Source organism: Streptomyces sp. NPDC059456, assembly GCF_042750055.1.
Lineage (GTDB): Bacteria > Actinomycetota > Actinomycetes > Streptomycetales > Streptomycetaceae > Streptomyces.
Window position 1 is genome coordinate 1 of sequence record NZ_JBHYVA010000234.1, and the last position, 11227, is coordinate 11227.

General features: G+C 69.6%; 11 protein-coding genes. All 11 read right to left on the reverse strand.

All coding sequences use genetic code 11. From position 1 onward, the window contains the following. Nucleotides 1-284: 284 nt before the first annotated feature. The gene (locus ACFXA3_RS21035) at nt 285-668 is read right to left on the reverse strand and encodes a DUF6113 family protein (protein ID WP_385188800.1); all 384 of its coding nucleotides are present in this window, start codon (nt 666-668) and stop codon (nt 285-287) included. Then, nucleotides 665-1561, reverse strand: a complete 897-nt coding sequence (mshB, locus tag ACFXA3_RS21040) for an N-acetyl-1-D-myo-inositol-2-amino-2-deoxy-alpha-D-glucopyranoside deacetylase (RefSeq protein ID WP_385188802.1) — start codon at nt 1559-1561, stop codon at nt 665-667. The genes ACFXA3_RS21035 and mshB overlap by 4 nt, the downstream gene beginning before the upstream one ends. 30 nt (nt 1562-1591) lie before the next feature. Then, nucleotides 1592-1786: a hypothetical protein gene (locus ACFXA3_RS21045; RefSeq protein ID WP_030153401.1), complete on the reverse strand. Its 195-nt coding sequence runs from the start codon at nt 1784-1786 to the stop codon at nt 1592-1594. A gap of 364 nt (nt 1787-2150) precedes the next feature. Then, nucleotides 2151-3233, reverse strand: coding sequence for an ABC transporter ATP-binding protein (locus tag ACFXA3_RS21050; RefSeq protein WP_385188804.1), 1083 nt, complete (start codon nt 3231-3233; stop codon nt 2151-2153). Next, nucleotides 3226-4200, reverse strand: a complete 975-nt coding sequence (locus ACFXA3_RS21055; RefSeq protein ID WP_385188806.1) for an ABC transporter ATP-binding protein — start codon at nt 4198-4200, stop codon at nt 3226-3228. Before ACFXA3_RS21055 ends, ACFXA3_RS21050 begins: the two co-directional genes overlap by 8 nt. A gap of 12 nt (nt 4201-4212) precedes the next feature. Then, nucleotides 4213-5220, reverse strand: coding sequence for an ABC transporter permease (locus tag ACFXA3_RS21060; protein WP_385188808.1), 1008 nt, complete (start codon nt 5218-5220; stop codon nt 4213-4215). After that, nucleotides 5213-6136 carry an ABC transporter permease gene (locus tag ACFXA3_RS21065; RefSeq protein ID WP_385188810.1) on the reverse strand — a complete coding sequence of 308 codons (924 nt, stop codon included), beginning with the start codon at nt 6134-6136 and terminating at the stop codon, nt 5213-5215. The genes ACFXA3_RS21060 and ACFXA3_RS21065 overlap by 8 nt, the downstream gene beginning before the upstream one ends. Before the next feature lie 30 nt (nt 6137-6166). Continuing rightward, on the reverse strand, nt 6167-7795 hold the full coding sequence (locus ACFXA3_RS21070; RefSeq protein WP_385188812.1) for an ABC transporter substrate-binding protein: 1629 nt from the start codon (nt 7793-7795) through the stop codon (nt 6167-6169). A 107-nt stretch (nt 7796-7902) separates the two neighbouring features. Next, complete coding sequence (locus ACFXA3_RS21075) at nt 7903-8874, reverse strand: GNAT family N-acetyltransferase (RefSeq protein WP_385188814.1); 972 nt, start codon at nt 8872-8874, stop codon at nt 7903-7905. A 49-nt stretch (nt 8875-8923) separates the two neighbouring features. Beyond that, nucleotides 8924-10540, reverse strand: a complete 1617-nt coding sequence (locus ACFXA3_RS21080) for an ABC transporter substrate-binding protein (RefSeq protein ID WP_385188815.1) — start codon at nt 10538-10540, stop codon at nt 8924-8926. An 87-nt stretch (nt 10541-10627) separates the two neighbouring features. Next, a partial coding sequence (locus ACFXA3_RS21085) for an oligopeptide/dipeptide ABC transporter ATP-binding protein (RefSeq protein ID WP_385188816.1) occupies nt 10628-11227 on the reverse strand: 600 nt, incomplete at its 5' end.

Genomic DNA, 11227 nt, shown 5'->3' on the forward strand with positions numbered 1-11227 from the left:
TCGGGCGCGTTCCCGAGGGGTTGGCGGCTCCAGCGCGCCCCTGGGGCCCGGAGGACGAACTGTCGGTTTCACGACTCAAGGCAGGTTCTCCCGGTTGGCTCCGCCGCCCGCGTGCCGTGCGCGGGCAGCTCGGCGGCCCGACCACCATACTGGCCGACGCCCTCGCGCAACTGTCCTAGGGGAATCAGGGGTTCCCCTTCGCCCCCTCCGCACCCCTTCCGAGCAGCCCGCGGGCCCTGCCCCAACGCCCGTGGGGACACACCCCGACCGAGTTCAACGCCACGTCACTTGCCGGACCGCGCGGCCGAAACCGATCCTTCGAACGGGCCGCGGAGCGTGGCACACATCACAGCGAGCACCGTCCCGCCCAAAAGGTAGGCGTACATGCCGATTCCGGACGAACCGAGCAGGAAGTCCCCCTCGGGGCGCGGAACGCCGAGCAGCACGTAGGCGAGGAACCAGCCGATCGCCCCGGCGCCCACCCCGAGCCCGCTCCCGACGGCGATCCGGCCGCCGAGGAAGAGCCCGAAGAGCGCCAGCAGTGCCAGCAGCAGTCCGCCGGGGAACCACAGGTCCACGACGAGCCAGCCGGCCGCGCCGGTCAGCGCGCCCAGGACCAACAGGGCGAGCAGGACGGCGATCCGCGCGGGGTTCAGGGCCGTGGTCATGCCCGCACCCCCGCGAAGAGGTCGTGCTCGCGCTCGCCCGCCGGGGCGGCCGGGCGGCCTTCGGCCAGTTCGTAGTACTCGCGGGCGAACAGCGGCTGCGCGAGGTCGTTGGAGAGCGCGAAGAACGCCCCGTCCACGGCGATCTGGGTGGCGTGGGCGCGCATCGCGGCCGTCTTGGCCGCGACGAAGGCCTCGTCGGCGGCGATCTCGGCGGTGATCCGGTCGTCGGGGACGACCCCGGGCACGTCGTCCGGCGAAGCCACCCCCGGGAAGGGCGTCTTGGGGGCGGCTTGCGCCAGCCGGGCGAAGCCCTCCTCGACCACCGACCGCGGGACCCGGTTCCAGTAGATCTTCTCGATCGGCCACGGGTCGCCGAGGTCCCGGCGGTACGAGGGCTCCGCGGCCAGTTCCGCACCGCGCATGGCGACCCGGTGGGCCTGGATGTGGTCGGGGTGCCCGTAGCCGCCGTCCGGGTCGTAGGTGACGAGCACCTGCGGGCGCACCTCGCGGATGACCTCGACCAGATGGGCCGCGGCCTCGTCCACGCCGGCCGACCAGAAGGAGCCGGGCCGGCGGTTCTGCTCGGCGCCCATCATCCCGGAGTCCCGGAAGCGGCCGGGGCCGCCGAGGAACCGGTGGTCGGTGACGCCCAGTTCGGCCATGGCGGCGGCGAGCTCGCCGACGCGGTGGGCGCCGAGGGTGTCGTCGCGGTCGGGCGCCAGGTGGGCGAGCCCGGGCGGGATGACCTCGCCCTCCTCACCGAGGGTGCAGGTCACCAGCGTGACGTGGGCACCCTCGGCCGCGTACTTGGCCATGGTGACGCCGTTGTTGATCGACTCGTCGTCCGGGTGTGCGTGCACGAGGAGCAGACGACGGGCGGGAAGACCGTTCATGGGGCAAGACTACGAGCCGGCGGGGTCGTCCTACAGCTTGAGGCCGCTGATCATGCTGGCCACGTTGGTGGTCAGCTGGCTGAGGGTCGGGGCGATGGTCGAACTCGCCAGGTAGAAACCGAGGAGCACACAGACAGCGGCGTGTCCCGCCTTCAGGCCCGACCGGCGGACCAGCAGGAAGACGACGATCGCCAGCAGCACCACGGCCGAGATCGAGAGTGCCACGGCGTTTCACCTCCACGTCGAGCGGACATCGGTACGCGTACTCGTACTCAGTGCTCGGCGGAGTCATACCCACCGTGCGCTACGGATCATAACTATCCGTACCAGCGCATCGATCGAATTCCGGCAGCACGAGCGGCGCATGCCGCGCATGCGCAGGGTCACGGGGGAGGTCGGCCGGGGAGGCCGTACGCCTCCCCGGCCGGTTGTCGGCACCCGCACGGCCGCACGGGACCCAGGCTGCACGCCCCAGATCTCGGGACAGATACGGTCAAGTTGCCTGTATGTAAAGCGTGTTGGCGGGAAGGCGACCCTAACGGAGCGAATCCACGCGGGGTGGCCGGATTTCGCCCCTCGGTCGTGCCGGTCACTCCTTCACCGGCCCGGCCGGCGGGGACGGCGGCGGGGCCGGCGGCGGCGGGAGGTCCCCGGGCGCCGGGACGACCTGCTTCTCCGCCGCGAAGTGACAGGCCGAGGGGTGGGCCGCCGGGCCGGTGCGGAACGCCTCGGGGACGGCCAGCAGCGGGACCTCGTCCGTGCACCGCTGCTGCGCCTTCCAGCAGCGGGTGCGGAAGGGGCAGCCCGAGGGCGGGTTGGCCGGGGAGGGCACGTCGCCGGTCAGGATGATCCGCTCGCGGTGGGCGCGGGCCTGCGGGTCCGGGACGGGCACGGCCGACAGCAGGGCCTGGGTGTACGGGTGGGTGGGGTGGTCGTAGATCTGGGTGTCGGTGCCGATCTCCACCACCCGGCCGAGGTACATCACGCCGACCCGGTCGGAGATGTGCCGCACGATCGAGAGGTCGTGCGCGATGAACACGTACGACAGGTCGAACTCGCTCTGGAGCCGTTCCAGGAGGTTGACCACCTGGGCCTGGACCGAGACGTCGAGCGCGGAGACCGGCTCGTCCGCCACGATCACCTCCGGCCGCAGCGCGAGGCCGCGGGCGATGCCGATGCGCTGGCGCTGTCCGCCGGAGAACTGGTGCGGGTACCGGTTGATGTACTCCGGGTTCAGGCCCACGACGTCCAGGAGCTCCTGCACCCTGCGGCGCCGGTCGCCCTTCGGAGCCACCTCCGGGTGGATGTCGTACGGCTCCCCGATGATGTCGCCGACCGTCATGCGGGGGTTGAGCGAGGTGTACGGATCCTGGAACACCATCTGGATGTTGCGCCGGACGGCCTTGAGGGCGCGGCCCGAGAGCCGGGTGATGTCCTCGCCCTTGTACGAGATCGCGCCGGACGTCGGGCGCTCGAGGTTGACCAGCATCTTGGCGACGGTGGACTTCCCGCAGCCGGACTCGCCGACGATGCCGAGCGTTTCGCCGCGGCCGAGGCCGAAGGAGACCCCGTCGACCGCCTTCACCGCGCCGACCTGCTTCTTGAACAGGATGCCCCGGGTCAGCGGGTAGTGCTTGACGAGGTCCCTGACCTCCAGGATGGTCTCAGCCACCGAGGCACTCCTTCCAGAAGAAGCACGCGCTCGTCCGGTCCGGTGCGACGTCCGCGAGCGGCGGGACGTCGGTGCGGCAGACGGCCTGCGCCATCGGGCAGCGCGGGTTGAAGGCGCAGCCGGGCGGGATGGCCAGCAGGTTCGGCGGCAGGCCCTTGATCGCGTACAGCTCCCGGCCCTTCTGGTCCAGGCGCGGGATGGAGTCGAGCAGGCCCCTCGTGTACGGGTGCGCGGGCGCGGCGTAGATCTGCTGCACGGGGGCCGCCTCGACGATCCGGCCCGCGTACATGACCGCGATCTTGTCCGCGACGTCCGCGACCACGCCGAGGTCGTGGGTGATCAGGATCAGCCCCATGCCGAGTTCCCGCTGGAGCTCCGCGAGCAGATCCATCACCTGGGCCTGGACGGTGACGTCCAGCGCCGTCGTCGGCTCGTCCGCGATGATCAGGGAGGGCTCCAGGGCCAGCGCCATCGCGATCATGATGCGCTGGCGCATGCCGCCCGAGAACTGGTGCGGGTAGTCCCCCACCCGCTGTTTCGCCGCCGGGATCTTCACCCGTTCCATCAGCTCGACGGCCCTGGCCCTGGCGGCCTTGCGGGACATTCCGCGGTGGACCTCGTACATCTCCCCGAGCTGGGCGCCCACGCTGAGCACCGGGTTCAGGGAGGACAGGGCGTCCTGGAAGATCATCGCCATCTCGGCGCCGCGGATCCTGCGCCGCTCGTCCTCCTTCATCTTCAGCAGGTCCCGGCCCTTGAACAGGATCTCGCCGCCCGAGATCCGGCCGGGCGGCACGTCCAGGATCCCCATCACGGCCTGCGCGGTGACCGACTTGCCCGAGCCCGATTCGCCGAGCACGGCGAGCGTTTCGCCCTCGTCCACCGAGTAGTGGACGCCGTTGACGGCCTTGGCGACTCCGTCCCGCGTACGGAACTCCACATGGAGGTCCCGGACTTCGAGCAGCATGGTGCCCACTCCTCAGCGCAGCTTGGGGTCGAGGGCGTCGCGCACCGCGTCGCCGAGCATGATGAACGCGAGCACGGTCAGGCTCAGCGCGCCCGCCGGCCAGAGCAGCATGTGCGGGGCGTTGCGGATCTGCGAGGCCGCGTTGGAGATGTCGATGCCCCAGGAGACGGTGGGCGGGCGCAGGCCGACCCCGAGGAAGGACAGGGTGGCCTCCAGGGCGATGTACGTGCCCAGGGCGATGGTAGCGACGACGATGACGGGGGCGATGGCGTTGGGCGCCACGTGCCGCAGCAGCATCCGGCCGTTGCCGGCGCCCAGGGCGCGGGCGGCCTGGACGTAGTCGTTGTGTTTGGCGGTGATGACGGAGCCGCGGCCGATGCGGGCGATCTGCGGCCAGCCGAGGAGCACGATGAAGCCGACGACCGGCCAGACGGTGGTGCTGGTGACCACGGACAGGAAGACCAGGCCGCCGAGGACGACGGGGATGCCGAAGAAGATGTCCGCGACGCGGGAGAGCAGGGCGTCGCCCCAGCCGCCGAAGAACCCGGCGAGCCCGCCGAGCACGGAGCCGAGCAGGGCGGCGCCGAGCGTGGCGCAGACGCCGACGGTGATGGAGGCGCGGGCTCCGTAGACGGTGCGGGTGTAGACGTCGCAGCCCTGGGTGTCGTAGCCGAAGGGGTGGCCGGGGGCGGAACCCTGCTGGGACTTGGACAGGTCGCACTGCAGCGGGTCGCCGCTCGCGATGAGCTGCGGCCAGATCGCGATGACCACGAGGAAGAGGATCATCAGCGAGGAGATGATGAAGACGGGGTTGCGGCGCAGCTGGTGCCACGCGTCGGACCACAGGGACCGGGCCTTCTCCTGCGGCCCGGGCCCGGTGGGGGCGTCGCCCAACGGCTTCTCGAGGCTTTCGGCCTCGTCCAGCGCGAGATCCATGGGGCCGCCCTGGCCGGTGGGTGCGATGGCCTCCCCCTCTCCCGGTTCGAGTGGGTCGTAGACGGGCTCGCTGCGCTCAGGCATAACGGATCCTCGGGTCCAGGACCGCGTACAGCAGGTCGACGAGCAGGTTCGCCAGCAGGAAGACGATGACGAGGATGGTCACGAAGCCGACCACCGTCGGGGAGTTGTTGCGCAGGATGCCCTGGTAGAGCTGGTAACCGACGCCGTGGATGTTGAAGATCCGCTCGGTGACGATGGCGCCGCCCATCAGGGCGCCGATGTCGGTGCCGATGAACGTGACGACGGGGATGAGCGAGTTGCGCAGCAGGTGCCGGGTGACGACCCGGTGGCGCGGCAGGCCCTTGGCGGTGGCGGTGCGCACGTAGTCGGCCTTGACGTTCTCGGCGATGGAGGTGCGCGAGAGCCGGGTGACGTACGCGAGGGAGACCAGGGCGAGCACGATGCCGGGCAGGATCAGCTCGTTGAAGGGGGCGTCCGGGGAGACGGTGGGCCGCACCCAGCCCCATTTGACGCCGAAGAGGTACTGGAGCAGGTAGCCCGTGACGAACGTCGGCACGGAGATGACGACGAGGGTGAGCACCAGCACGGTGGTGTCGACGGACTTGCCGCGGCGCAGCCCGCTGATCACGCCGAGGGTGATGCCGATGACGATCTCGAAGAAGATCGCGACGATGGTCAGGCGCAGGGTGACGGGGAAGGCCGAGGCCATCAGCTCGGTGACCGGCTGGCCGTTGAAGGCGGTGCCGAAGTCGCCCTGGAAGATCTGGCCCATGTAGTGGAGGTACTGCTGCCACAGGGGCCGGTCGAGGTAGAGGTCCTTGCGGATGCGCGCGGCGGTGGCGGGGTCGGGGGCCTTGTCGCCGAAGAGGGCGGCGACCGGGTCGCCGAGCGCGTACACCATGAAGAAGATCAGGAACGTGCTGCCGATGAACACCGGGATCATCTGGAGCAGCCGCCGGATCACATAACGTCCCATGCACTGCTCCAGGATCGATCCGACAGGGGGTCAGCTGACCTTGATCTCGTTGTAGACGGGGACGCTGAACTGGTTGAGGGCCACGTCGGAGAGCCGCTCGGCGTAGCCCGCGCTGCCGTTCTGGTACCAGAGGGGGATGGACGGCATCTGCGCGGCGAGGATCTTCTCGGAGTCCTGGAACTTCGCGATGGCCTTGGCGGCGTCGCTCTCCTGATTGGCCTCGTCGACGAGCTTGTCGAACTCCGGGTTGCTGAACTTCCCGTAGTTGGAGGAGGCGCCGGTGTAGTAGAGCGGCTGGAGGAAGTTCTGGATCAGCGGGTAGTCGGCCTGCCAGCCGGATCGGAACGGGCCGGTCAGCTTGTAGGCGCTCTGCTGGTTGCGGAAGTCGGCGAAGGTGCCGACCGGGTTCACCGTGCAGACCGGGCCTTCGCCGAGCGCGTTGTTGATGCTGTTGCAGACGGCGTCCATCCACTCGCGGTGCGAGCCGGTGTCGACGTTCGAGGTCAGCGTGACCTTGCCGCCGGGGAGCCCGCCGGCGTCCTGGATGAGCTTCTTGGCCGCGGCCGGGTCGTACGTGCAGGCGTCGCCGCACAGGGTGGCGTTGAAGCCGCCCTTCTCGCCCAGGGCGGGAGAGGTCCAGTCCTTGGCCGGGGTGCGGGTCTCGCGGAAGATCTGCTTGGTGATCTCGTCGCGGTTGATCGCCATGGAGATGCCGCGGCGGACGTTCTGCATGCCCTCCTTGTTCCACTGCGGGTCGTACAGCGGGAAGGTGAGGGTCTGGATGATGAGGGCGGGCTGGTTGATGTACCGGTCGCCGAGGTCGTTCTTGACGTTCTTGAGCTGCTGCGCGGGGACGTCGTCGACGAGGTCGAGGTTGCCGGAGATCAGGTCCGTGTAGGCCGTGTTGTTGTCGGTGTAGACCTTGAGGTCGACGCCGCTGTTCTGCGCCTTGTCCTCACCGGGGTAGGCGTCCCAGGTGCGCAGCTTCATGCCGGTGCCCTTGGTGTACGAGTCCACCGTGTACGGGCCGTTGCCGACCGGCTTGTTCAGCCAGCCGGCGTGATCGGTGAAGAAGGCCTTGGGCAGCGGGGAGAAGGCCTGGTAGCCGAGGGTCTCGGGCCAGGTGGAGAACTTGTTCTTCAGGGCGACGGTGAAGGTCTTGGGGTTCTTCACGACCAGCCCGGACATCGTCTTGGCCTTGGGTTCACCGGAGGCGGGGTGGACGTCGTCGTAGCCGACGATGTTCGAGAAGAACGGTGCGTTGTTCTGCTTGTTGCGGACGTCCGCGCCGTAGTTCCAGGCGTCCACGAAGGACTGGGCGGTGACCGGCTCGTCGTTGCTGAACTTCCAGCCGTCCTTCAGGGTGACCGTGAAGTTCTGGCTGTCGGTCGTCGTGATGCTCTCGGCCAGCATGTTCTTGGCCTCGCCGGTCTTCGGGTCGTACCGCTTGAGGCCCCGGAAGAGCATGTCGAGGACCTTGCCGCCCTGCACCTCGTTGGTGTTGGCCGGCTCCAGCGGGTTCTGCGGGTCACCCCAGGAGGAACTGACGATTCCGGCGCCACCGCCGCCCCCGCCGCTGTCGCTTCCGCCGCAGGCCGTCGCCGCGAGGGCGACGGCCACCGCACATGCGGCCCACGTGACGTGGGTGGCTCCGCGCATGGAGTGCCTCCTATGGCTCCCAAGACTCACTTAGGGCCCAATGTCACCCTATGTGGGGGCCGGAACACTCCTCGTTGGACCGATTGCACCCTCGCGTCTCGCGGCTGTCACCCCTGCGAGTGCAATGTCAGCTCCCAGGTGTCCACCGCGAAGTGCAGGCGCATGCCGTGCGCCTCGTACAGCGCGAGTGCGCCGGTCTCGTTGTGGACGTCCACGCCGAGGCCCACGGTGTCGCGGCCGCGGGCCGCGTAGGCGGCGAAGCCGTGGCGCAGCAGCTGCCCGCCGATGCCGCGGCCGCGCTGGTCGGCGCGGACGCCGAGGTGGCTGACCCAGCCCATGCTGGTGCGGTCGTCGCGGGTCAGCAGGACGCCCACGTCGCCGGCGCCGGGCAGGCTCGCGATCCACACCAGCGACCAGTCGAGGGAGCGGGCGTCCAGATGGTCCAGCCAGGCCTGGTACGGGCGCGCCACATGGCCGAAGTGGGCGGCGAAGGTGTCCTCGACCAGGGCGTGGGCCCGGCGGCGGTCGGCCTCGTCGGCGGCGCAGTCCCGCAGGACGAGCCCGGCGGGTCCCCCGGGCGGGCCGGGTCGCGGGCCGGCGGCGGGCAGGGCCCGGGTCATCACCTGGTAGTGGCGGACGGCGCGGTAGCCCCGGGCGGGCAGCACGTCGGCGTCGAGGGTGGTCTTCGCGTTCAGCTGGAGCCGCAGGACGGCCCCGGCCGCGTCGGCGGTGAGCTCCCGGGCCCGTACCTCCATCAGCTCCAGCAGCCGGACGGCGGCCGCGCGCCGGCCCGGCAGCACGCAGTGCTCGGAGTCGGCCCTGCCGGGTCCGGAGTCGGCCCACACCAGGGCGTAGGCGACGAGCCGGCCGTCCTCGAACGCCAGCCAGGAGTCCTTGCCGAGGTCGACGTCGGGGTGGTGGAGATCGGCCTCGACGGCCGCGAGGTCGGTCTCGGGTCTGCCGATCTCGATGACGTCGACGGAGTTGAGCAGGGCGCAGATGTCGGAGGCGTCCCCGGGCCCGGCGGGCCGTACGGTCAGGGTGCGCGGGCCTCGGCGGGCGTGCGGTGTCCCGGTCATCCGGCCACTGTCCGCCCGGCCGCGGTGCGCCCGCAACTTCCTTCTCGTGTCAGTTGAGCTCGACGTGGGCGAGGTCGATCCGGCCCTGGGCGTCGACCTCGACGTTCTTCACGGACGAGGAGTAGGCCACGGCGGACATGTAGGTGAAGACCGGGATGTAGGGGAGGTCGCGGATGACGATGTCGTCGGCCTTCTGGTAGAGCGTCAGGCTCGTGGCCGGGTCGGTGGCGCTGTCCGCGGCGGCGAGGGTGGCCTCGAACTCGGCGTTCTCGTAGCGCCCGAAGTTGGAGCCGTTGGCGATGGCCTCCTTCGAGAAGACCGGGCGCAGGTAGTTCTCCGCGGCGGGGTAGTCCATGCCCCAGCCCATGCGGAAGGCGCCCTTGAACGTACCGGCCTTGACTGCGTCGGTGAGGTCGCCGGAGCTCTGGAACGCCTTGGTGGTGACCTCGATGCCGAGGTTCGCCTTCAGCTGGGCGGCGACGGCCTGGATCCACTCCTTGTGGCCGCCGTCCTCGTTGTAGCCGAGTTCCAGCTTGTTGCCCGGTACGCCGCCGTTCTGCTGGAACAGCGCCTTCGCCTTGGCCGGGTTGTACGTACCGGCCTCGCCCAGGGCGCCCTTGCGGTAGCCGGGGACGATCGGGCTGATGAAGTCGTCGGCCCGCTTGCGGGTGCCGTTGAAGACGGCCTTGGAGATGGCGTCGCGGTCGATGGCCATCGAGATCGCCTTGCGGATCTCGGGCTTGCCGAAGGCCCCGGGGTTGGTTTCCAGCGGGAGGCCGAGATAGCCGACGGACGCTTCCGGCTTGTAGATGTAGCGGTCGCCGAATTCCTCGGCGACCTTGGGGAGCGCCGAGACGGGCAGCCTGTCGACGATCTGCAGCTTGTTCTTGAGCAGGTCGTTGTAGGCGCCGTCCGGGTTCTCGTAGATCTTGAACGTCACGCTGTCGAGCTTCGCGCGGCCCTCGGCCGGGTACTGGTCGTACTTCTTGAGCTTGATCTGCTTGTTGTGCTCCCAGGTGCCGTCCATGCGGAACGGCCCGTTTCCGATCGGGGACTCGCCGAACGCCTTCGGGTCGGCCTCGAACGCCCGGGGCAGCGGATAGAAGGCGTTGTACCCGAGCATGGTCTTGAACTGGGAGAACGGCGCCTTCAGGGTGACGGTGAAGGTCCTGTCGTCGATGATCCGCAGGCCCTTGAGCTCCTTGGCGGTGGGCTTCCTGCCGGGGCCCGGGGCCAGCTCGTCGGAGCCCTCGATCTTCGAGAAGAAGCCCATCGCCTCGGCGGTGTTCTCCTGGTTGGCGCCCCAGTTCCAGGCCCGGACGAAGGACTGTGCGTCGACCTTCTCGCCGTTGTGGAAGGTGAAGCCGTCCTTGAGCCTGATGGTCCAGGTCCTGGAGTCCGCGGAGTCGATGGACTCGGCGATCGCGAGCTTCGGCTCGTTGGTCCTGTTGTCGTAGGAGACCAGGCCGGTGAACAGGGCGTGGAGGACCTCGGCCCCCTCGGACTCGGCGGTCTCCTGACCCACCAGTCCGTGCTGCGGTTCACTGAGCACCACGGAGATGTGGCCGCCGGTCTTGTGGGCCGTCGCGTCCTGGTCGGCGCTGCACGCCGTGGCAGCGCTCGCCACGACGACGGCACCGGCGACCCATTTGCTCGCTGCGCGCACGGGTACTGGCCTCCTCGGGTGTCACGGGGTGAAACGCGGCCGGGGCACAACCGGAATCGGCTGTGCCCCGGCCGGTGTTCGGCAGGATCAGACTCCCAGAACGGCCTTCTCTTCGGCGAAGTGGCAGGCCGACTGGTGCGCGGCGAGGCTGTTGACGCCCTCGAAGCGCGTCGGGATCGCCAGCAGCGGTTCCTCCGTGGAGCAGCGCTCCTCCGCCTTCCAGCAGCGGGTGCGGAAGCGGCAGCCCGACGGCGGGTTGGCCGGGGAGGGGACGTCACCGGTGAGGATGATCCGCTCGCGGTGGGCGCGGGCCTCCGGGTCGGGGACCGGGACGGCCGACAGCAGCGCCTGGGTGTACGGGTGCGTCGGGTGGTCGTAGATCTGGGTGTCGGTACCGATCTCGGCCATCTTGCCCAGGTACATGACGCCCACGCGGTCCGAGATGTGCCGGACGATCGAGAGGTCGTGCGCGATGAAGATGTAGGAGAGGTTGAACTCGTCCTGGAGCTTCTCCATCAGGTTGACGACCTGCGCCTGCACCGACACGTCGAGCGCGGAGACCGGCTCGTCGCAGATGATGATCTCCGGGTTGAGCGCGAGGCCGCGGGCGATGCCGATGCGCTGGCGCTGTCCGCCGGAGAACTGGTGCGGGTACCGGTTGATGTACTCCGGGTTCAGGCCCACGAC